The 22,097-nt window shown below is 58.0% G+C and carries 15 protein-coding genes; 13 read left to right on the top strand and 2 right to left on the bottom strand.

Annotated elements, in window-relative coordinates; all coding sequences use genetic code 11:
- Nucleotides 1-99: 99 nt before the first annotated feature.
- The gene (locus GPM19_RS03125; RefSeq protein ID WP_160417419.1) at nucleotides 100-846 is read right to left on the bottom strand and encodes a sulfite exporter TauE/SafE family protein; all 747 of its coding nucleotides are present in this window, start codon (nucleotides 844-846) and stop codon (nucleotides 100-102) included.
- A gap of 236 nt (nucleotides 847-1,082) precedes the next feature.
- Between GPM19_RS03125 and GPM19_RS03120 the strand changes: the two genes are divergently transcribed.
- From GPM19_RS03120 to GPM19_RS03110, 3 genes are all read left to right on the top strand, one after another.
- Complete coding sequence (locus tag GPM19_RS03120) at nucleotides 1,083-2,042, top strand: TAXI family TRAP transporter solute-binding subunit (protein ID WP_160417418.1); 960 nt, start codon at nucleotides 1,083-1,085, stop codon at nucleotides 2,040-2,042.
- Between the two features lie 131 nt (nucleotides 2,043-2,173).
- The gene (locus GPM19_RS03115; RefSeq protein ID WP_160417643.1) at nucleotides 2,174-2,593 is read left to right on the top strand and encodes a DUF1850 domain-containing protein; all 420 of its coding nucleotides are present in this window, start codon (nucleotides 2,174-2,176) and stop codon (nucleotides 2,591-2,593) included.
- Nucleotides 2,594-2,652: 59 nt separating this feature from the next.
- The gene (locus GPM19_RS03110; protein ID WP_160417417.1) at nucleotides 2,653-4,662 is read left to right on the top strand and encodes a TRAP transporter permease; all 2,010 of its coding nucleotides are present in this window, start codon (nucleotides 2,653-2,655) and stop codon (nucleotides 4,660-4,662) included.
- Nucleotides 4,663-4,691: 29 nt separating this feature from the next.
- On the opposite strand, the gene GPM19_RS03105 is transcribed toward GPM19_RS03110, so the two are convergent.
- A complete protein-coding gene (locus GPM19_RS03105) occupies nucleotides 4,692-7,220 on the bottom strand; it encodes a penicillin-binding protein 1A (protein ID WP_160417416.1) in 2,529 nt (842 codons plus the stop codon).
- 192 nt (nucleotides 7,221-7,412) lie between these two features.
- On the opposite strand from GPM19_RS03105, the gene pilM reads away from it, so the two are divergent.
- From pilM to pyrG, 10 genes are all read left to right on the top strand, one after another.
- A complete protein-coding gene (gene pilM, locus GPM19_RS03100; RefSeq protein ID WP_160417415.1) occupies nucleotides 7,413-8,498 on the top strand; it encodes a type IV pilus assembly protein PilM in 1,086 nt (361 codons plus the stop codon).
- A complete protein-coding gene (locus GPM19_RS03095) occupies nucleotides 8,495-9,079 on the top strand; it encodes a PilN domain-containing protein (protein ID WP_160417414.1) in 585 nt (194 codons plus the stop codon). The genes pilM and GPM19_RS03095 overlap by 4 nt, the downstream gene beginning before the upstream one ends.
- Entirely contained in the window at nucleotides 9,076-9,732 is a 657-nt protein-coding gene (locus tag GPM19_RS03090; protein ID WP_160417413.1) for a type IV pilus inner membrane component PilO, read from the top strand. The genes GPM19_RS03095 and GPM19_RS03090 overlap by 4 nt, the downstream gene beginning before the upstream one ends.
- The gene (locus GPM19_RS03085) at nucleotides 9,729-10,304 is read left to right on the top strand and encodes a pilus assembly protein PilP (protein WP_227842112.1); all 576 of its coding nucleotides are present in this window, start codon (nucleotides 9,729-9,731) and stop codon (nucleotides 10,302-10,304) included. Before GPM19_RS03090 ends, GPM19_RS03085 begins: the two co-directional genes overlap by 4 nt.
- Nucleotides 10,301-12,334 (top strand): type IV pilus secretin PilQ, encoded by a 2,034-nt coding sequence (locus tag GPM19_RS03080; RefSeq protein ID WP_160417412.1) that lies wholly within the window; start codon nucleotides 10,301-10,303, stop codon nucleotides 12,332-12,334. The genes GPM19_RS03085 and GPM19_RS03080 overlap by 4 nt, the downstream gene beginning before the upstream one ends.
- Nucleotides 12,334-12,882 carry a shikimate kinase AroK gene (gene aroK / locus GPM19_RS03075; protein WP_160417411.1) on the top strand — a complete coding sequence of 183 codons (549 nt, stop codon included), beginning with the start codon at nucleotides 12,334-12,336 and terminating at the stop codon, nucleotides 12,880-12,882. Before GPM19_RS03080 ends, aroK begins: the two co-directional genes overlap by 1 nt.
- Nucleotides 12,879-13,985, top strand: a complete 1,107-nt coding sequence (aroB, locus tag GPM19_RS03070; RefSeq protein WP_160417410.1) for a 3-dehydroquinate synthase — start codon at nucleotides 12,879-12,881, stop codon at nucleotides 13,983-13,985. The genes aroK and aroB overlap by 4 nt, the downstream gene beginning before the upstream one ends.
- A gap of 461 nt (nucleotides 13,986-14,446) precedes the next feature.
- Nucleotides 14,447-18,889: a glutamate synthase large subunit gene (gene gltB / locus GPM19_RS03065; protein ID WP_160417409.1), complete on the top strand. Its 4,443-nt coding sequence runs from the start codon at nucleotides 14,447-14,449 to the stop codon at nucleotides 18,887-18,889.
- A 24-nt stretch (nucleotides 18,890-18,913) separates the two neighbouring features.
- Nucleotides 18,914-20,332, top strand: coding sequence for a glutamate synthase small subunit GltD family protein (locus GPM19_RS03060; protein WP_160417408.1), 1,419 nt, complete (start codon nucleotides 18,914-18,916; stop codon nucleotides 20,330-20,332).
- A gap of 104 nt (nucleotides 20,333-20,436) precedes the next feature.
- Nucleotides 20,437-22,092 (top strand): CTP synthase, encoded by a 1,656-nt coding sequence (gene pyrG / locus GPM19_RS03055; RefSeq protein WP_160417407.1) that lies wholly within the window; start codon nucleotides 20,437-20,439, stop codon nucleotides 22,090-22,092.
- Nucleotides 22,093-22,097 lie beyond the last annotated feature (5 nt).

Raw genomic sequence — 22,097 nt, 5'->3', positions numbered from 1 at the left:
AACAGCAAATAACCGAAATTTTCCCACCATCATAATGGAACGTGCGTTCGGTTGGTAAGTAAGCTAGGCAAACTTACCGTTATTGCCTGCATAATATCGTTAGCCGAGCAGTAAACGCAGCAAGATCGCGGTGATCACGGCTAGCGTCAGGCGCTTGATCCATAGCGCCCCCCTTGGGCTCATGTTGACTTTAACCGCAAGCCAGGCACCGGTCATGCTGCCCAGCGCCAGCAGCAGACCGTAATTCCAGCGGACCTGGTCGAACCATATGAATAACGCCAGGGCGGGAAGGCTGTAGATCAGGATGATGAAGACCTTGAACACATTCACCTGGGCCAGGTCGATCTTGAGCAGACGGTAGAGCACGACGATAAACAAGAGCCCCACACCGACCTGAATGAAGCCACCATAGATGCCGATCAGAAACATTGCCGCGTAGATGGGTAGCGTCAGACGCTCGGGTGTCAATGGGCGTGTACCCAGCCTTGGCTGGGGCAATACCATCATTGCCGCGGAGCCGGCCATGACGGCGATCAGGATAGCTTCGAAGAGTACATCGCTGACGTGCAGCGCTAGCCAGGCCCCAAGGAGTGAACCGGCCACGGCGGGTACGGAAAGGCGCAAGCTCAGGCCGATATGCGAGGCCCCGGCACGCAGGAAATTGCCCACAGCCGACACGCTTTGCAGCACGATCGCCACACGGTTGGTGCCGTTGGCCACCTGAGGGGGCAAGCCCAGAAACATCAGCAGCGGCAAAGTCAGCATCGACCCGCCGGCGGAAAGGACGTTGATGAACCCCGCGATAATTCCAATGCCCACCAGAGCGATAGCTTCCCAAGTCGTCATGGACACTTGTCCATGCAATCTTCCCTCTTGAACATGCTCCTCTCCCGTCGCACTACTCACTTAAATCATTGGTCATGTTAACGCAAGCCATTGGCATCCAACGCACAAGCCGTGCTAATTTCGAATCAAGGTGTTTCTTTGTCACCGCTTGATAGAAGGTGCGGTGATAGAAAATGTCTTCCCATTTCCTTTTCGTCATCGAAACCAACAAGTCCAATCAGGATGGAGGAAGCATAATGAGCGTTCTCAAATATGCAGCGGCGGCATCTCTTCTGGCCGTGGCGCTACCGGCATCTGCGCAGCAGCTTTCCATTGCCACGGGGGGCACGGGCGGCACTTATTACCCTTACGGTGGCGGCCTGGCCGAGCTTATCAACAACCACATTGAAGGAGTCAGTGCGGTTGCCGAAGTCACCGGCGCCTCCGTGGAAAACATGGGGCTTGTGTGGCGCGGCGATTCCGATATCGCTCTGGCGCTGGCCGATACGGTGTATGCGGCCTATAACGGCACCGGCGATTTCGAAGATCGGCAGCTTGAAAACATCCGGGCACTGGCGTCCATCTACCCCAACGCCGTGCAGCTGGTAACCCTGGCCGACTCGGGTATCGAGTCGCTTTCCGATCTCGAGGGCAAGACGGTTTCCGTGGGCGCCCCGGGCAGTGGTACCGAGGTCAACGCTCAGACCCTGCTCGAGGCTAACGGCATCAGTTATGATGACTTCGACCCGCGACGCCTGAACTTCAACGAGACCGCAGATGCCCTTCGTGACGGCGATATCGCTGCCGGCTTCTGGAGCGTGGGTCCACCGACCAGTTCGATCCTCAACCTGGCGACCACCAGGGATATCCGCTTGGTCGGGCTTTCCGATGAAGAAATCGCCAATGCTAAGGAAGAAGAACCGGTATTTGCTGCATACGAGCTGCGCGCAGGCCTTTACGAGGGCATGGATGAAGCCGTTCAGACCGTCAGCATTCCCAACGTGCTGGTGACGAACAGCGAAATGGACGAGGAGCTGGCCTATCAAGTCACCAAGCTGCTGTTCGAAGAAACCGAAGACCTGATTGCGATTCATCCGGCGGCCAATGACACCACGGTGAAGTTCAGCGTCAACTCCACGCCGATTGCTTTTCATCCGGGAGCCTTGCGCTACTACGAAGAGGTCGGTGCTGAGATTGCCGACCATCAGCGCAAGTAAGCATGCCTGAACGTTCGACTCATCGTGGCTTCTTAAGCAGCGCGATGAGTCGCCTGGCCATCTTCAGCTTGCTAGTGGCTGGCGCCCTGTGGACCAGTGCTTTGTTGAATAGCGGCGGCGCCTGGGCGTCCATGGCGCAGTCGAAGGTTGAGGCGGCATTGGTGGTGCGCAATACGCAAGGGGATACGTTGGTCAGTATCCCCATGCCGGAAGGCGCGACCTGGTGCCTGGAGTGGAATCACTCGGTGACCGGTATTCGAGTGCAGGATTGCTATCGGCACCATGCCGGGCGCATGGTGCTTGAACGCAGCCACCAGCCTGACTTCGCCGCCGGCCTCGGCCATGTACTGGGCCGAGGCCGCCAGGTGTCGGATGGCGACGGGGGTTACTGGATCGAAGACATCAACGAACCCGTTCCCGGCAATCGCTATCGCTTGCGAGTCGGTTCGCTTGCAGTGAATCATCGCCTGCTGCATGAAGGGCGTCGGATCAGTCTTAGCGAGCAGGCTGCAGATCAGGCAGTGACTATTCAGCTCCAAACCGACCCTTGAAATTTCCCTTTTCGTTTGCCGGCGCATTCTGCTGGTAACAGCTCTTGAGAGGCTGCTGCATGAGTGATCTTTACCCTTCCACCGCCAGTGCCTCGGGGGGGCAAGTCCTGCAGCCCCGCCCGATCATGTGGGCGATCTCCCTGGTAGCCGTGGCCTTGTCACTGTTCCAGCTTTATTCCGCTGGTATCCAGCCATTGGGCCTGTTCTACCAGCGCAGCATTCACTTGATGTTGATCATGATGCTGGCGTTTCTGCTGTTTCCGGTGTTTGGCCCACGCCGTAAACGCGGCGTATTGGGTGGAGCAATCGATCTTGTATTTTTTGCCGGTGCCTTGGTTACCGGCGGTTATTTGGCTTTGTTTCTGGATGAGATCATCAGCCGAGCGGGTTTCTGGAGCCAGACCGATATCGTGGTGGGCGGTATCGCCGTGGTGACGGTACTTGAAGCCAGCCGTCGCGCAGTGGGGCTGGGAATGACCGTTATCGGCTTGACGGCGATTTTCTATGCCTTTGCCGGGCCACGCGGCGAGCTTCCGTGGCTGGGAACTTTCTTGCCCGGGATTCTCGAACATCGCGGCTATAACGTTGACCGTCTGGTGGGCCAGCTCTATCTGGGCCAGGAAGGTATTTTCGGGTTGCCACTGGGGGTAGCGGCGACCTATATCTTCGTGTTCGTGTTGTTCGGCGCTTTTCTGGAAAGTACCGGAGCGGGAAAGTTCTTCATCGATATGGCGTATTCCGCCACCGGACGCCAGCGCGGTGGCCCCGCCAAGGCGGCGGTGTTGGCCTCGGCGGGCATGGGATCGATTTCCGGCAGCGCCATCGCCAATGTGGTGACTACCGGCGCTTTTACCATTCCGCTGATGAAGCGTCTGGGTTACAAACCGCATCAGGCGGGAGGGATCGAAGCGGCGGCTTCCACCGGTGGCCAGATCATGCCGCCACTGATGGGGGCCGGGGCCTTCTTGATCGCCGAATACACTGGGGTGTCGTACCTCGAGGTGGTCAAGGTGAGCATCCTGCCGGCGATCATGTATTTCACCACCGTCTATCTCTTCGTGCATATCATTGCCCTGAAACAAGGCATGCAGGGAATGCCGCGCTCCGAATTGCCGAAAATGCGCCAGGTGATGCACGACGGTTGGCACTTTCTATTGCCGCTCGGGGTATTGGTATACCTCTTGGCGATGAACATGTCGCCGATGCGGGTGGGTTATTACGCCGTGGTCACGATGGTACTGGTGGCTGCGCTGCGTTATGCAGCGTGGTTCTTTTTCGTGGCACCGGCGCAAGGGCAGGCGGTGACGTTGCGTAGCACCCTGGATGTGGTGTGGGCGGGTATCGTCAAACTCGTGCAAGGTCTGGAACTGGGGGCACGTAATGCAGTCGCGGTGTCTCTGGCCTGCGCCGTGGCCGGAATCATCGTGGGGGTGGTTGGCCTGACAGGGCTGGGGCTCAAGTTCTCATCTATGATGATGGCCTTTTCCGGCGGCAATATCGTCCTGGCGCTATTCATGGTGCTGCTGGCCAGCCTGGTGCTGGGTATGGGGCTGCCGGTGACCGCAAGCTACATCGTGTTGATCGTGCTGGTCGGGCCTGCCTTGACCGCAGAGTTCGGTATTCCGTTGCTGATCGCGCATCTCGTGGTGTTCTGGTATTCCCAGGATTCCAACGTGACGCCGCCTATCGCCTTGGCCGGTTTCGCCGGGGCGGCGATTGCCGGAAGTAAGCCCATGGCGACCGGTTTCCAGGCCTGGAAGTTTGCCAAGGGGCTTTATCTGATTCCGCTGTTTATGGTCTTCAATCCGGAAATCATCATGGGAGGGGCCTGGCCGATAGTGATCTGGAACGGAGTGATCGCCATTCTGGCGCTAGGAGCCTTTGCCGCCGTTCTGGAAGGGTATCTGTTCACACGGATGTCATTGATACCTAGGGTGCTGATCGTGCCGGCAATCGTTGGGGTGTTTTATCCCAACTTCCTGGCGGAAGTCGCGGGCGTTGCGGTGATGACAATCGCCATCGCTGGAAACTGGCTGGCCAGCCGGCGCGAGGTCGCGCCGGTGGCCTGAGACTTGTCTTGCAGGTGGTCAGCAGCTTATTAGAAGATCGATTCAACGGTTCCCGACCCTTGGGAGCCGCTGACTTCTTCCAGTTCGCGGCTGATGCCGCGCTGCTGAAACTCGGGCAGATGATCGTTATGGAATATCTCGGAAATGCCCCCGGACTGGTCGTTAGGTAGCCGGCGCCCGGTCGTGGGGTCGACACGGACGGTAACGATGTTCTCCGGGCGTTCTAGAACCGCTTCCGGGCGACCCTCGAGGGCTTCTCCCATGAAGTCCATCCACACCGGCAGAGCGGCATTGGCGCCGTATTCGGCTATGGTTTCGTTATTGTCCTTGCCGACCCATACGGTGGTCACGAGGTCGCTGTTGTAACCTGCAAACCAGGCATCGCGCTGGCCATTGGTGGTGCCGGTTTTGCCCACGATATCGTCTCGTTCCAGGCTTAACGCGGCGCGCCCGGTACCCACTTCGATAACATCGCGCAGCATGTCACGCAGAATGTATACGGCGGCGGCATCCGCCACACGCGGGGCAACCGGGTAGTCGCGCCCACCGATGGTGACGGTTTCCTGGCCTTCGCTGCACTCAGGGCAAGCGACATGCGGAGTAGCCTGCTCGATGAGCTGGTCATCATTGATCCGCGTGACGCGCTCGATGATCCAAGGCGAAACCTTGTAGCCACCATTAGCCAGAATGGCATAGGCGTTGGTCATTTCCATCGGAGTCAGGTTGGCGCTGCCCAGCGCCAGGGAAAGGCCGCGCGGCAAGCGCCCAGGGGCGAAGCCGAAGCCTTCCAGGTAGTTGATGGTGTGATCCAGCCCAATGGCCTGAAGCACGCGAATAGTCACCAGGTTGCGTGAACGAGCCAGCGCCGAGCGCAACCGGGTCGGCCCTCGGAAGTCACGGCTGGAATTGACCGGGCGCCACAGCTCACTACTGCCATCCTGGAGTACCACGGGGGCGTCATTGACCACGCTTGCTGCGTTCATTTCCCCATCTTCCAGGGCCGCCAGGTAGATGAACGGCTTGAAGATGGAGCCGGACTGACGCTGAGCCTGAACGGCGCGGTTGAACTTGCTGGCGTTGAAGTCGAAACCACCTTGCAAGGCCAGAATGGCGCCGGTGCGGGGGTCTTGAACCACGAGCGAACCTTCGACATCCGGCTGTTGAGAAAGACGGGCGCTGCCGTCTTCGTTGATCACCACCCGTACCAGGTCGCCGCGAGTCGCAATTGCTTCGGCTGAGGCGGGCTCGGCGCCTCGGCTATGAGGGCTAAGATAGTCGCGTGCCCAGCTCAAGCCATCCCAGTCGATGGTGTGCAGCTCACCGCCACGCAACATGACTTGCATGTCACGACCTTCGCTTTCCACCACCATGGCAGCTTGTAGCAAACCGTAATTGGGTGTGCGTTCCAACACTTGCAACCAGTTACTGACATCGCCATCGATACCTTCCACCTGGGTCTGGCTGCGCTCGGCTGCCTGGCGCGCGGTCTCGCGAATTTCCGGTGATTCGGAAAGCTCTTCCTCCAGGCCTTGCGTGGTGATCTGTTCCTGAGCTTCCACCAGGCTCGAGGCGATATCGCGTTGTTCCGGGCCGCGCCAGCCATGACGCAAATCATAGTCGAGTAGACCCCGAGACAGCGCCAGACGCGCAGCAGGTTGAAGCTCACTGTCGAGGGTGGTGTGAATGCGGTAACCGCCGGTATAGGCATTGTCGCCGAAACGCTCGATTGCATACTGGCGGGCCATTTCCGACACGTAAGCCGCCTCCACTTCGGCTTGCGTCCAGTGACGCTTGGCGCTAACCGGCTCTTGCACCACCTCCTGATAAACACTCTCGTCGATATGCCCCAGCCCACGCATACGAAACAGGATCCAGTTACGGCGGATCAAGGAGCGCTCCGAGTTGGCCAGTGGATTGAACGCTGAAGGGGCCTTGGGTAGACCGGCGATCATCGCCGTCTGAGCCAGGCTGAGTTCTGCTAGGGGTTTGTCGTAATAGGTTTCAGCCGCCGCCGCGATACCGTAGGCACGGTTACCCAGGAAAATCTTGTTGACATAAAGTTCGAAGATTTCTTGCTTCGAAAGCAATTGTTCCATCTGCAGAGCCAACAGGATTTCCCGAATTTTGCGGGTGAACGTACGGTCCAGCGTCAGCATGTAGTTACGGGCTACCTGCATGGTGATGGTCGACCCCCCTGACTGGATATCCCCTCCGCTCTGCACAAGTTCGAAGGCTGCCCGCATGAGCCCGCGCGGGTCGACGCCGCGGTGTTCGAAGTAACTGCTGTCTTCGGCGGCAATCAGCGCATTCACCATGTTCTGGGGGATTTCATCGAAATCCACCGGCATGCGCCGCTCTTCGCCGAACTCGCCGATCAACTTGCCGTCGCGCGTGAAGATGCGCAGGGGGGTATGCAGTTCGAAATCCTGTAGCTGACGGACATCGGGTAAGCCTGGGGAGAAATACAACGCCGCACCGACCACCGACAGAGAGATGGCGCCCAGCAATGACACCAACAGCCAGAATAGGGAAAAAATCAGAGTTCGGAAAAACTTCATGAAAAAGTGACATCCATGGAAATAATGAGGGGTCAGCGCGCGCTGGCTGTCGGGTGACTCTACCGACAACCATTATAGAAAAGTGGCGAGTCGGTCACCAGCCTTGATATGCCACAATGAGGGTGGGTGTGAGTTCCCATAAAATCATGTAACCTCGAATTTACTCAATTATGCAGGCGGAGCCGAACCGAGATGCGCTTTCTCAGACCCAGTAAAGGGTTGATCGGTGTCGATATTACCTCGGCGACCGTCAAGTTGCTCGAATTGAAAAGTTCCGGCGATGGTTACCAAGTGGAAAGTTATGCCGTACGCCCGGTTCGTGAAGGCGCAGTGGTCGAACGTCGCATTCGCGACATCGATGCCGTGGCCAGCGTGCTCAGTCGTGCGGTGGAACATGCCAAACCCTCTACCCGTAAGGTGGCGGTCGCGGTGCCGGCGAGTGCTGCCATTACCAAGACGCTGAACTTTCCCATCTCGCTCGAAGAGGATGAAATCGAAGAGCGTATTGTGCTTGAATCAGACCGCCACATCCCATTTCCGTTCAACGAAGTGGCGTTTGATTTCCAGTGTCTGGGTCCTTCGCCGTTCGATGAAGAGCAGCAGCAAGTGATGCTGGTCGCATGTCGGCAACAGGATGTTACCCAGTTGACCGAAACCCTGGAGCGCGCTGGTCTTGAGCCGGCGGCGGTGGATGTCGAAACCTTTGCCATGGAGCGCACTTTCGACGCTTTGCGGCGCCAGTTGCTGGCGGGTGACGATCCGCATGCCAGCGTAGGGTTGGTAGACATCGGTGCCAACATGAACGCGTTCCATGTCATGCAGGACGGTCACATCGTGTATAGCCGGGACACCGTGTTCGGTGGGCGCCAACTGACCGATGCGATTCGTGAGCGTTACGGTATGAGCATGGATGAAGCGGGGTTCGCCAAGAAACGTGGCGCACTACCCGACGATTATCAGGAAAGCGTGCTCAATCCTTTCCTGGAAACCGTCGTCCAGCAGGTGGGACGTTCGTTACAGCTGTATTACACCGCTGGGCGCAAACAGGAAGTCAAGCAGATTATCCTGGCGGGTGGCTCCAGCGTGATTCCAGGGCTGGCCGAGCGCATTGCCGAGGACAGCGGTATGCAAGTCACTATCGCTAACCCTTTTCAAAACATGAAAATTAACAAGCGTCTCGATGTTCAAGCCTTGGCCAACGATGCTCCGGCGATGCTTACCGCCTGCGGGCTTGCCATGCGAGTAGGCAAAGGGCTTGTCAGGGGAGGGGATAAATGAGCGTGGATATCAATCTGCTGGGGTGGCGTGAAGCCCGACGCGAAAAACGCACGCGGCATGTTCATCTGCTGGTGGGGTTCATGGTGACGCTGGGGACCATCATCGGGTTCGGCGTAGCCCAAGGCTACCAAATGGCACTGGATAACCAGCAGCAACGTAACACCCATATCACTCGTCAAGTGCGCCAGCTGGAGGCGGATATACGCGCCATCCAGGATTATGAAAGCAATTTGAATCGTCTCGAGAAGCAAATCATGGTGTTCCAGGAGCTTCAGTCAGGGCGGACGCAAGTGGTGCAGGTCTTCAATAACCTTGCCGAAAGCTTGGTTGATGGCGTGTATTACACTCACCAGGAACTCATTGGTCAGAGCTTGAATGTGACGGGCCTTTCTGCCAGTAATCGCCAAGTTTCCGACCAGCTGCGTAGCCTGGCGAACGCCCCGGCCTTCGATGTGCCCAAGCTATCCGAGGTGGAAAGCGAATCCGGAGGCGCCGGGCGTCGCTTTCGCCTTTCGGTCATCTTGAAAGCCCCGGATTCATTGTTGGTTACCGAGGACGACAGCGGGGAGAATGAGGCGTGAATCTCAATGCCCAATGGGAGCGGTTGGCGGAGGAAGGACGACGCCTGAAAAATACCGACTGGCGTGAGCTGGATGTCAAGGAAGCCGGTTCATGGCCTTTGCTGCTCAAGATACTATGTTGCGTGCTGGGACTGGTTGTCGCTTTGGCGGCAATGGACTGGTTCGTGATCAGCGAACGACGCGATACGCTGGAAAGCGCCCAGCGTCGTGAGGCCAGCCTGCTTGACGACTATCGCATGAAAGCGGCGGAAGCGTCGCATTTGCCGGAGATGCAGGAACAGCTGATGTCACTTGAAACTCAGATGCAACGTCTACGCGACATGTTGCCTACCACTGCGGAAGTGCCTTCATTACTTGACAGTATCAGTGATGCCGCTATCGATAACCGTTTGATGATCGATGCCATTCGGTTGCGCTCTTCAATAGCCCGCACGCATTACGTCGAACAGCCCTTTGATATTCAGGTGCGTGGGGGGTATCACCAGATTGCCAACTTCATTGCCGATATGGCCGCCTTGCCGCGCATTGTGACTCAGCACGATTTTACCTTGGAGCCAGTGGCACGCCAGGGTGATCAATCACAGGGTGATGAATTGCGCCTATCCATGTTGGCACGCACTTACAATTACCGTGCCGAGGAGAAGGCTGAATGATGAGCTCCCGGCGGGTGATGGGGCGACTTCTGTGCGGTGTGCTCCTGGCGGGAATTGGGCTTTACGGCTGTGGTGACCCCCAGCTAGGCCAGCTTGACCAACGCATGCAGAAAATTCGCGAGATGCCGGGCGGGCCGCCGCGAATCGTGATCCCCGTGGTACCTGAATACCAGCCACTGGAATATCGTAACGAGGCGTTACGCAGCCCATTTCTACCTCGCAAAGCGATCCTTTCCGATCCAGATGAATCGTTTGACGATCGATTGGCCCCAAACCAGCAGCGCCCTGAGGAGCCATTGGAGCGTTATCTCCTCCAGGAGCTCCGGCTGGTGGGTACGCTGCGCATGGGTAGCCGCCATGTGGCGTTGATCACGGCGCCAGGCGGCGAGGTTTTTTCGTTGAGCGAAGGCAACTATCTGGGTACCCATCATGGACGTATCAAGCAGATCGATAGCAATGCCATCTTGATTGCCGAGCGGGTATTTACCCAACACGATGGCTGGCGTGAGCGTGAGGTGGAGTTGATGCTTGAAACCAACGCAATGAACAATAACGCGGAAGATGACCAATGACCTTGATGACCCGCAGTGTTGTGATGCTGGTGCTTATGTTAATGCCGGCGTTGGCATCAGCGACCTCGGTGCTGACCGACCTGGATGTGCGTCGGACAACCGCCGGCGACGTTGAGATCGACTTGTATTTTTCCGGCCCACTGCCCGAGCTCCGTGGTTACCGCCTGGATGAACCACCGCGCCTGGCGCTGGACCTTGCCGACACCTCCAGTGCATTAAAGCAGCGCCGACAGGAAGTGGGCGTGGCGGGAGTCGAGCGTATTACCGCCCTGGATTCCGGTTCGCGCACACGCTTGGTGGTGGAGTTGGCCCAGGCGCATCCTTATGTGACCAGCCAGCATGAGAGTCACTTGCGAGTTTCGATCGGTCCGGGAGCCGCTGTGAGCGCTGATCAGTCGCCGCCTGTCGAAACGCTAGAAACCGCAATAGGACCGCAGGTGGAGGCGATCGACTTTCGTCGCGGCGATGATGGTGCCGGACGCCTGGTGGTAACCTTTGATCGTGCAGGGGTGGATGCACGGGTGCGCGAAGGCGCGCGTAATCAGATTGTGGCTGAGCTTCGCCATGTCTCGATCCCGGATTCGCTCAATCAGGTTTACGATGTGACGGATTTCGGCACCCCGATCGTTCGCGTTACCCCGCGTCTCGGGCGGGAAGCGGCAATGCTTGAGCTTGAAACTCAGGGCCCCTATGCGATGGTGTCCTCACAAAGCGGGCGACAGCTGGTGATCGAAGCGCAACCGGTCAGCGAGGCGCCGGTCGAACAGCGCCGACAAGAGCGGGAGGCTTACACCGGCGAGCGCTTGAGTCTGAATTTTCAGGATATCGAAGTGCGCGCGGTGCTGAACGAAATCGCCGAGTTCACCAACCTGAACCTGGTGGCCAGTGATAGCGTTACCGGGCGAGTCACCTTGAACCTTAATGAAGTGCCCTGGGACCAGGCATTGGATTTGATTCTGCAAAGCCAGGGGTTATCCAGCCGTCAGCAGGGCAATGTGATTGTGGTGGCGCCGGCCACGGAACTTGCCGAACTTGAACGCCAGGAAATCGAGGCGCGCAATCAGCGTGAAACGCTGGCGCCATTGGTGACGGAATTCATCGAAGTCAAATACGCCCGCGCGGAAGATCTTGCTACCTTGTTGCGCGGGGCTGACGGCTTCGGCCTTTTGACCGAGCGTGGCAGGGTGAGTGTCGATCAGCGCACCAATACGCTTTTAGTTCAGGATACCGCCGATCAGGTGCGGGATATTCTACGTACCCTGGATCGCCTGGATGTGGCCGTGCGTCAGGTACAGATCGAAGCGCGGATCGTGATCGCGCGGGATACCGCCTCGCGTGAATTGGGGATCAATTGGAGCGCCGACACCACGCGTGGCTTTGAGCAGGAGGGCGGCACTTACAGTCGGCGAGATGTCAACCCCGGTGGCATCAACCGTGCCATGGGTGGTTTGGAGGTGAACCTTGGCCAAGGTGCCGGAGCGGGTACGGGATTCAGTTTCGGTTATCTGTCCGGGGATATTCTGCTCGACCTGGAGCTGCGCGCCCTAGAGACGGAGGGGAAAAGCCAGACCATTTCCCAGCCGCGTATCATTACCGCGAACCAGCGCACAGCCACAATCAGCCAGGGCGAAGAGCGGGCCTATCAGACAGTCAGTGACGATATTCCCCAGACGGAATTCAAGGAGGCGTTGCTGTCGCTGGAGGTCACGCCGCAGATTACCCCGGACAACCGCATCATCATGGATCTGGTAATCACCAACGATAGCTTTCGCGAAACGGAATTCGGCGGTGAACCTCCGGTCGATACCAACACCATTGAAACGCAGGTATTGGTAGATAACGGACAAACGGTAGTGCTGGGAGGTATTCTTACTACCGAAGAGCTGCGCCAGCTGAGCAAAACCCCTTTCCTGGGTGACATTCCGCTGCTGGGCAAACTCTTTCGCTATACCGATGAGCGCAATGAAAAGGTAGAGTTACTGGTTTTCATTACTCCACGACTACTCGACGATGGCTTGGCGGTTCCCTGATGCAGGATTTACCCAACCTTTTCCTCATCGGCCCCATGGGGGCTGGTAAAAGCACAATCGGCCGACTGTTGGCGGCCGAACTAGCACGCGAGTTCTTTGACAGCGATCACGCCATACAGGCTCGCTGTGGTGCCGATATTCCGTGGATCTTCGACGTGGAAGGTGAACAGGGCTTTCGCCAGCGCGAGATACAGATGATCGATGAACTGACCCAGCTTTCCCAGGTGGTGGTAGCCACCGGTGGGGGTGCGGTGTTGCGTGAAGAAAATCGCTGTGCCCTGCGTGAACGCGGCACCGTGGTCTATCTGCTCACCACGGTGGAACAGCAGCTTAAGCGCACGGCGAAAGACCGTAATCGTCCGCTACTGCAGTGTGATAACCGTGAACAGGTACTCAACGACATGTTCGCTTTGCGTGATCCCCTCTACCGTGCCACCTCGGATATTACGGTACGTACCGACAGGCGTAGCCCTCGTGCCGTGGTCAATGAAATTATCCGACGGGTACGCCGTCTCGTCGATCCTCTCCAATCCAAGGCTTCCCCATGACGCAGGTTGTTGATGCGGTACGCACGCTGAGCGTATCGCTGGATGAACGTAGTTACCCTATCCACATCGGTTCCGGGATTTTGGGTGAGCCGCGTTGGCTGATGCCCTATCTGGCGGGTCGGCAGGTCATGATAGTCACCAACGAGACGGTGGCGCCGCTTTATCTTGAGCGTTTCAAGGTTGGCTTGTCCGACGAGCTTGAAGTGCGCGAATTAGTGTTGCCCGACGGTGAACAGTACAAGTCCCTCGAGCAGGTGAGTCGTATCTGGGATGCCTTGCTGGAAGTGGGTTTCAATCGCCGTTGCACCTTGATCGCCTTGGGAGGCGGGGTGATCGGCGATATGGTCGGCTATGCCGCCGCCTGCTATCAGCGCGGGGTAGCGTTCATTCAGGTGCCGACCACGCTCCTGGCTCAGGTGGATTCCTCGGTAGGCGGCAAGACCGGCGTCAACCATCCTCGCGGCAAGAACATGATTGGGGCGTTCTGGCAGCCCAAGGCCGTGCTGATCGACACTGCTACCTTGACCACTTTGCCGCCGCGTGAGTTTTCCGCCGGGCTTGCCGAAGTCATCAAGTACGGCCTGATCCGCGATGTGGCATTTCTAGGCTGGCTGGAAGACAAAATGGCGGCGCTGCGAGCCTTGGATGACGAAGTCCTGGTCGTCGCCATCGAGCGCAGCTGCCGGCTCAAGGCCGAGATCGTTGCCGAGGATGAAACCGAGCAAGGCGTTCGGGCTTTGCTCAACCTGGGACACACTTTCGGCCATGCAATCGAAGCTCACCAGGGATACGGCAATTGGTTGCATGGTGAGGCGGTGGGCGCCGGCATGGCCATGGCCGCTGAGCTTTCCCGAGCCCTGGGATGGTTGAATGAAGGCGATGTGGCGCGTGTCCAGGCCATTATCGAAGGTGCCGGGCTTCCCCTTGAGATCCCTAACGATATGAATGCCGAAGATTTTCTCAGTCGCATGCGTCTGGACAAGAAAAATATCAATACACGCCTCAGGCTGGTATTGCTCAAGTCGGTAGGGGATGCCTGTGTATTCGATGCGACACCCAGCGCAACGCTGCAGGCTTTGCTGGAAGACTTTCCGCGTCGTTAAGCTTACGTCGTAAACGTATTAACTTTATTGCCCGCTTTTGCGGGCTTTTTTTTGCCTGGGAACAGGTCCAAGAAAAACAAGCTAAGCAATAATCCGCATGCCTTATACGCTATCGGCATGGGGTGAAAGGACATTTTTAGACCAAAGTATAGATCTTGATGATTTTCGTTTAAATATCGTTTGATTGGTTTGCAAGTCGTTGAACTTTATGTTGTTTTTAAAAACTGCTGGTGCGCAAGTCTTGGATTTTCGGGGAGTTTTTAGAGAGGGTGGTATAGTGAAGATTGCGCGAAAGGCCTGGAAATCGCTATGCTGAGCGGCCATTTTCGCCATGCAGCTAGCATTTCACTGGCACCTTAGGGGTGCGTTTGAACCCGGTAAAGTCAGCGCGAAAAATAGATTAACCGGCCTTTGTATCATAAAAAGCTGCGAAAAAAAATACGCTTATGAGAGGCACGCCCATGAACAGAGGTCTTCACCAGCCCGGCGAGTTTCGCGACAATTGTGGCTTTGGCCTGATCGCCCATATGCAAGGGCAGGCCAGCCACGACTTGCTCAAGACCGCCATTGAATCCTTGACTTGCATGACTCACCGCGGCGGGATTGCCGCTGATGGCAAGACCGGTGACGGCTGCGGGTTGTTGCTCAAGATGCCTGATGCTTTCATGCGCGAGGCGGCCAAGGATGCCTTGGGTGTCGAGTTGCAGGAGCGCTTCGCCGTCGGCGTGGTATTCCTGCCCAACGATGATAGCCGTGAGGCGCATGCGCGCCAGACCTTTGATCGTGAGCTGGAAGCGCGTGGACTTGACGTAATCGGTTGGCGTGACGTACCCACCGACTCGAGTGTCTGCGGCCCCATGGCCCTGGATTGCCTGCCGCGTATCCGTCAGGTATTCGTCTCGCCGGGCAAGGGCGAGCATTTTGACGTGGATCTTTACATGGCGCGTCGCCGTGCCGAGCAGGCGCTGCGCGACGATGAAGACTTCTATGTCGCTTCGCTGTCCTCTGAAGTGGTGTCTTATAAAGGCTTGGTGATGCCGGAGGATTTACCGGCGTTTTACCATGACCTGAACGACCCGCGCCTGGAAACCGCCATCTGCGTTTTCCATCAGCGCTTTTCGACCAACACCGCACCACGCTGGCCGCTTGCTCAGCCGTTCCGTCTGCTGGCGCACAACGGCGAAATCAACACCATCGAGGCCAACCGTGGTTGGGCTAACTCGCGCAAATCCAATTTCGTCAATGAGCGTCTGCCGGATATCGCCGAGCTCGATGAAATCGTCAATACCACCGGTTCCGACTCCTCGAGCATGGACAACATGCTCGAAGTGCTGCTTACCGGGGGCATGGAACTGCATCGTGCGGTACGCATGATGGTGCCGCCGGCCTGGCAGAACGTGGAAACCATGGATGCCGAGCTGCGGGCTTTCTATGAATACAACTCCATGCATATGGAGCCATGGGATGGGCCTGCCGGTGTGGTGATGACAGACGGTCGCCAGGCGGTATGCATGCTCGACCGTAACGGTCTGCGCCCGGCTCGCTGGGTGATTACCAAGAACGGCTATATCACCCTGGCCTCGGAAACCGGAACCTACGGCTACCGGCCGGAAGATGTGGTGGCTAAAGGGCGTGTCGGTCCGGGTCAGATGTTGGCGGTGGACACCCATACCGGGGAAGTGCTGCATACCCAGGATATCGACAACCGCCTGAAGTCGGCCTACCCCTACAAGCGTTGGTTGAAGCAAGAAGCCAGCTACCTGGAGTCGGCCCTCACGGAGCTTGCCAGTTTCCAGAACCTGGATACCGATACCCTTAATATCCAGCAGAAAATGTTCCAGGTGAGTTTTGAGGAACGCGACCAAGTGCTGCGCCCGCTGGCCGAAAGTGGCCAGGAAGGCGTGGGTTCCATGGGCGACGATACCCCAATGGCGGTGCTTTCCACCCAGCCTCGCTTGCTCAGCGACTTTTTCCGCCAGAAATTCGCCCAGGTGACCAACCCGGCGATCGACCCCTTGCGAGAATCGATCGTCATGTCGCTGGAAGCCTGCTGCGGGGCCGAGTTGAATGTGTTCCAGGCAACCCCTGGGCATGCACATCGCTTGATCCTCACCACACCGGTGCTGTCGCCGCGCAAGTTCACCGCCCTGGTGACTCAGGACGACCCGGCGTTTGCCAGCCATACGCTGTCGCTGGGCTATGACCCGGAACAACAAAGCCTGCCGCAAGCACTCAAGGCGCTGTGTGAGACGGCCGAGGCCCAGGTGCGCGCTGGCAAGGTTATCTTGACGCTGAGTGATGCCGGACTGCCCCGCGGTGAAATTCCGATCCAGGCGGTACTCGCCGTGGGTGCGGTGCATACTCATCTGGGCCGCCTGGCGCTGCGCCCCAATGCCAATATTGTGGTGGAAACCGGTTATGCCCGGGATGCTCATCAGATGGCGGTGCTCTTCGGCGTCGGCGCCACGGCGGTGTATCCGTGGCTGGCCTATCAGGTCATGGCGGACATGCATCGTACCGGTGAACTGACCGGTAACCCGGCGGATGCACGCGAGAACTATCGTAAGGGCATGCAAAAAGGTCTGTTCAAGATCCTGTCCAAGATGGGCATCTCGACGCTGGCCTCCTACCGTGGCTCGATGTTGTTCGAAGCGGTGGGCTTGTCCTCAGAAATCATGCAGATGTGTTTCCCCGGCATGGCATCACGCATCGAGGGTACCGGTTTCAGCGAGCTGCAACTGCAACAGGAGCTGTTGGCGCGGGATGCCTGGCTGCCGCGCAAGGGGATTACTCAGGGCGGGATGCTGAAGTACGTGCATGGTCATGAATACCACGCTTACAATCCGGATGTGGTGACGACCCTGCAGCAGGCGGTACAGGAGGGCAGCTACGCAAAGTGGAAGAAATTCGCGCGCCTGGTTAATGAACGCCCGGTCGCCACGATTCGCGACATGCTGGCGCTCAAACCTGCCGCCACACCTCTTCCGCTGGATGAAGTCGAGCCTGTCGAAGCCTTATTGCCGCGTTTCGACAGTGCCGGCATGAGCCTCGGCGCCCTGTCGCCGGAAGCCCATGAGGCCTTGGCGCAGGCGATGAACGAAGCCGGCGGTCGCTCCAACTCAGGCGAAGGCGGGGAAGACCCGGCACGTTATGGCACGGTGCGTTCTTCCAAGATCAAGCAGATCGCCTCCGGGCGTTTCGGGGTCACACCGCATTATCTGGTCAATGCCGAGGTGTTGCAGATCAAGGTTGCCCAGGGTGCCAAGCCGGGTGAAGGGGGGCAGTTGCCGGGGGGCAAGGTCAACGCCCTGATTGCTCGCTTGCGCTATTCGGTGCCCGGGGTGACCTTGATTTCACCGCCTCCGCACCATGATATCTACTCGATCGAGGATCTGGCACAGTTGATCTTCGACCTGAAGCAGGTCAATCCGGAAGCCCAGGTATCGGTGAAGCTGGTTTCCGAGCCGGGTATCGGCACCATCGCCACCGGGGTGGCCAAGGCGTATGCCGACTTGATTACTGTCTCCGGTTATGACGGCGGCACGGCGGCAAGCCCCTTGAGCTCGATCAAGCATGCAGGCTCTCCCTGGGAGCTGGGCTTGCCTGAAGTGCATCAGGCGCTGCGCATCAATGGCTTGCGCGACAAGATTCGCCTGCAGACCGATGGCGGTCTGAAAACCGGCCTCGACGTGATCAAGGCGGCGATTCTTGGCGCCGAAAGCTTCGGCTTTGGCACCGCCCCGATGGTGGCATTGGGCTGCAAGTATCTGCGTATCTGTCACTTGAACAACTGCGCCACCGGCGTCGCCACTCAGGACGATTACCTGCGTGGCGAACACTTCCGCGGCACCGTCGACATGGTCAAGCACTACTTTCGCTTCATTGCCGAAGATGTGCGGGAACTGATGGCCGTGCTGGGTGCGCGCCAGTTGACCGACCTGATTGGCCGTACCGACTTGCTCGAAGTGATCGAAGGCAAAACATCTTCTCAGCGCAAGCTGGATCTGTCGCCGCTTTTGAGCAACGATTTCGTGCCGGCGGATGCCCCTCAGTTCTGCCAAGTCAGCCGCAACGTACCGCATGACCCGGGTGCCAAGAACCAGGAAGTGCTCGAAGCCTTGAAAGGGGCCATCGAGTCAAAGTCCGGCGGTGACTTCGAATTTAGCATCACCAACTGTGACCGCTCGGTGGCGGCATTGACCTCCGGCACCATCGCCAAGCGTTATGGCGAGGCAGGGCTCGAGGACGCGCCCATCAATGCGCGCTTCACCGGCGTGGCCGGGCAAAGCTTTGGCGTATGGAATGCTCGCGGCCTCAATCTTTATCTTGAAGGCGATGCCAACGACTACGTGGGCAAGGGCATGAATGGCGGCAAGATCGTCATTGTGCCGCCCAAGGTCAGTACCTTTGAAAGCCACGCGACCGCGATTGTCGGCAACACCTGCCTGTACGGTGCGACCGGCGGCAAACTGTTTGCCTCAGGTACCGCCGGTGAACGTTTCGCGGTACGTAACTCCGGTGCCACAGCCGTCATCGAAGGCGCAGGGGACCATTGCTGTGAATACATGACCGGCGGCTTGGTCTGCGTGCTGGGTGAAACCGGAGTCAACTTCGGCGCGGGGATGACCGGTGGTTTTGCCTACGTGCTGGATGAAGATCGCACTTTCGTGGACAAGTACAACCATGAGCTGGTGGAGATTCACCGAGTCAACACCGAAAGCATGGAAGCGTACCGGCGACACCTGCGTGAAGTCATCGAAGACTATGTAACGGAAACCGGATCCAAGCGTGGCGCCGCCATTATCGAAGATTTCAGTGATTATCTTCGTCACTTCTGGCTGGTGAAGTCCAAGGCAGCAAGCTTGACCAGTCTGCTCGACGAATCGCGTAGGCGGCCCGAGTAAGCCGGATTTCCAGGAGAGACGAACATGGCTAACCGATTGAATAACGATTTTCAGTTCATTGATGTGGGGCGTAATGACCCCCAGAAGAAAGAGGCGCGCAAGCGCGCCAAGGAATTTTCCGAGATCTATGAGCCGTACAAGCCCACTGAGGCGGCCAGCCAGTCGCACCGTTGCCTGCACTGCGGCAACCCTTACTGCGAATGGAAGTGCCCGGTACACAACTATATTCCCAACTGGCTGCAGCTGGTTGCCGAGGGCAACATTCTTGAAGCGGCGGAACTGTCGCACAAGACCAACACCCTTCCTGAAGTATGTGGCCGGGTGTGTCCTCAAGACCGTCTCTGTGAAGGCGCCTGCACCCTGAATGACGGCTTCGGCGCGGTCACCATCGGCTCGGTGGAGAAATACATTACCGATACCGCCTTTGCCATGGGCTGGCGGCCGGACATGTCCAAGGTGGTGTGGACCGACAAGAAAGTTGCGATCATCGGAGCAGGGCCGGCGGGTCTGGGCTGTGCCGATATTCTGGCGCGTGCCGGGGTCAAGTCCGTGGTATTCGATCGTTATCCGGAAATCGGCGGACTTCTGACTTTCGGTATTCCGGAATTCAAGCTTGAAAAGAACGTCATGAAGCGTCGCCGGGCGGTATTCGAGGAAATGGGTATCGAGTTCCGTCTGAATACCGAGATCGGTCGGGATGTCGAGTTCGATACCTTGCTGGCGGAATACGATGCCGTCTTTCTGGGGATGGGTACCTACAAATACATGCAGGGCGGTTTTCCCGGCGAAGACCTGCCCGGCGTCTACAAGGCACTGGATTATCTGATCGCCAACGTCAATCACTGCCTGGGCTACGAAAAGAATCCCGAGGATTACATCTCGTTCAAGGACAGGCGCGTGGTGGTGCTGGGCGGTGGCGATACCGCCATGGACTGTAACCGCACCGCGATTCGTCAAGGTGCCACCGAGGTGACCTGCGCCTACCGGCGTGATGAAGAGAACATGCCCGGTTCGCGCAAGGAAGTCGCCAACGCCCGCGAAGAAGGGGTGGAGTTTCTGTTCAATCGCCAGCCGGTAGCGGTGGTGGGTGAAGGCAAGGTGGAAGGGGTCAAGGTGGTACGGACACGCTTGGGCGAGCCGGATGAAAACGGCCGCCAGCGCCCGGAAGTGGTGCCCGGCTCCGAGGAAATCATTCCGGCGGATGCGGTGATTGTCGCGTTCGGCTTCCAGGCCAGTCCCGCCTCTTGGTTCGAAGGAGCCAATATCCAGGTGGATGAGCGTGATCGGGTCAAGGCGCCGGAACATGGCGCTTACGCCTTTCAGACCACTAATCAGAAAATTTTCGCCGGTGGCGATATGGTGCGTGGCTCCGACCTGGTGGTCACGGCCATTCACGAAGGTCGCCAAGCGGGCGAAGGCATTCTCGACTACCTGCAAGTGTAAAAGCGGCAGTGTAATTGAGCCGTTAGACGTAATCTGCTAGTCTGTCGACCCACCCTGGCGCGGTTTCCTGCCGCGCCTTCTGATCACGTTTCGACAGGTTATCCATGACACGATATATCTTCGTGACCGGCGGCGTTGTGTCCTCTCTCGGAAAGGGCATCGCCTCCGCCTCGCTGGCGGCGATTCTCGAGGCACGCGGCCTCAAGGTCACCATGCTCAAGCTCGACCCCTATATCAATGTGGACCCGGGCACCATGAGTCCTTTTCAGCATGGCGAGGTTTTCGTGACCGAAGATGGCGCCGAAACTGACCTGGACCTGGGGCACTACGAACGCTTTATCCGTACCAAGATGACCCAGCGCAACAACTTCACCACCGGTCGCGTTTACGAAAATGTACTACGCAAGGAGCGCCGGGGGGATTACCTGGGCGGTACGGTGCAGGTCATTCCGCACATTACCGATGAAATCAAGCAGCGTGTTTATGCCGGTGGCGAAGGTTTCGATGTGGCACTGGTCGAGATCGGCGGCACTGTCGGCGATATCGAGTCCTTGCCGTTTCTGGAATCGATCCGTCAGATCAGAAGTGAGCTGGGCGCGACCCGGGCGATCTTCATGCACCTGACGCTGGTACCCTACATCAAGACCGCCGGCGAGACCAAGACCAAACCGACCCAGCATAGCGTCAAGGAGCTGCGCTCGATCGGTATCCAGCCGGATATCCTGATTTGCCGCAGTGAAGTGGAACTCGAGGAGAGCGAACGGCGCAAGATCGCCTTGTTTACCAATGTCGAAGAGCGTGCCGTGGTACCGCTGCAGGATGCCGATACCATCTATCGCATCCCCATCATGCTTCACGAACATGGGCTCGATGAGATCGTCTGCGACAAGCTGCGCCTGGAAGCCGGAGAGGCCGATCTTTCCGAGTGGATCAAGGTACTCGATGCCAAGCTCAATCCGCTCAAGTCGGTAAGCATCGCCATGGTCGGCAAGTACATGGACTTGCTGGATGCCTACAAGTCACTCAATGAAGCGCTGATTCATGCCGGTATTCAGGATCGTATCAAGGTCAACGTCGACTATATCGATTCGGAACATATCGAACACCACGGTACCGAACGTCTGGCGGGCAAGGATGCGATCCTGGTGCCGGGGGGCTTTGGCGAGCGTGGGGTGGAAGGCAAGATACTCGCCGCCCGCTACGCACGTGAAAATGGTATCCCTTATCTAGGCATCTGCCTGGGTATGCAGGTGGCGGTGATTGAATTCGCCCGCAACGTCGCGGGGTGGGAAGATGCCAACTCCACCGAATTCACCCATGATACCCAACATCCCGTGGTCGGCTTGATTACCGAGTGGCTCACCCCCGAAGGCAAGATCGAACTGCGTGATGCAGGCTCGGATCTGGGCGGTACCATGCGCCTGGGCGGCCAGGTTTGTCGTCTCAAGGAAGGTTCTCGAGCGCGTGAGGCTTATGCCACTGACGAAATCGTCGAGCGCCATCGTCACCGCTTCGAGGTCAACAACCAGTTCGTCGAGCAACTCGAACAGGCGGGTTTGGTGGTGTCGGGCAAGAGTGTCGACCAGTCGCTGGTGGAAATGATCGAGCTACCGGACCATCCTTGGTATGTAGCCTGCCAGTTCCATCCGGAATTCACCTCCACACCGCGTGACGGTCATCCGCTGTTCTCCGGGTTCGTCAATGCTGCAGTGGAGCACAAGGCCGCACGTACCCGTGCTCAAAATCCTCCTCAGGAGTGAGCGAG

Source organism: Vreelandella zhuhanensis (genome assembly GCF_009793355.1).
In the GTDB taxonomy this organism is placed as follows: Bacteria; Pseudomonadota; Gammaproteobacteria; order Pseudomonadales; family Halomonadaceae; genus Vreelandella; species Vreelandella zhuhanensis.
The sequence above is the reverse complement of the archived record's forward strand: the minus strand, read 5'-3'. Positions and strand labels throughout refer to the sequence as shown.

Coding starts and splice junctions, on each gene's coding strand:
- GPM19_RS03125 (WP_160417419.1), bottom strand. CDS start 846: ATGACGACTTGGGAAGCTATCGCTCTGGTGGGCATTGGAATTATCGCG.
- GPM19_RS03120 (WP_160417418.1), top strand. CDS start 1,083: ATGAGCGTTCTCAAATATGCAGCGGCGGCATCTCTTCTGGCCGTGGCG.
- GPM19_RS03115 (WP_160417643.1), top strand. CDS start 2,174: ATGGCGCAGTCGAAGGTTGAGGCGGCATTGGTGGTGCGCAATACGCAA.
- GPM19_RS03110 (WP_160417417.1), top strand. CDS start 2,653: ATGAGTGATCTTTACCCTTCCACCGCCAGTGCCTCGGGGGGGCAAGTC.
- GPM19_RS03105 (WP_160417416.1), bottom strand. CDS start 7,220: ATGAAGTTTTTCCGAACTCTGATTTTTTCCCTATTCTGGCTGTTGGTG.
- pilM (WP_160417415.1), top strand. CDS start 7,413: ATGCGCTTTCTCAGACCCAGTAAAGGGTTGATCGGTGTCGATATTACC.
- GPM19_RS03095 (WP_160417414.1), top strand. CDS start 8,495: ATGAGCGTGGATATCAATCTGCTGGGGTGGCGTGAAGCCCGACGCGAA.
- GPM19_RS03085 (WP_227842112.1), top strand. CDS start 9,729: ATGATGAGCTCCCGGCGGGTGATGGGGCGACTTCTGTGCGGTGTGCTC.
- GPM19_RS03080 (WP_160417412.1), top strand. CDS start 10,301: ATGACCTTGATGACCCGCAGTGTTGTGATGCTGGTGCTTATGTTAATG.
- aroK (WP_160417411.1), top strand. CDS start 12,334: ATGCAGGATTTACCCAACCTTTTCCTCATCGGCCCCATGGGGGCTGGT.
- aroB (WP_160417410.1), top strand. CDS start 12,879: ATGACGCAGGTTGTTGATGCGGTACGCACGCTGAGCGTATCGCTGGAT.
- gltB (WP_160417409.1), top strand. CDS start 14,447: ATGAACAGAGGTCTTCACCAGCCCGGCGAGTTTCGCGACAATTGTGGC.
- GPM19_RS03060 (WP_160417408.1), top strand. CDS start 18,914: ATGGCTAACCGATTGAATAACGATTTTCAGTTCATTGATGTGGGGCGT.
- pyrG (WP_160417407.1), top strand. CDS start 20,437: ATGACACGATATATCTTCGTGACCGGCGGCGTTGTGTCCTCTCTCGGA.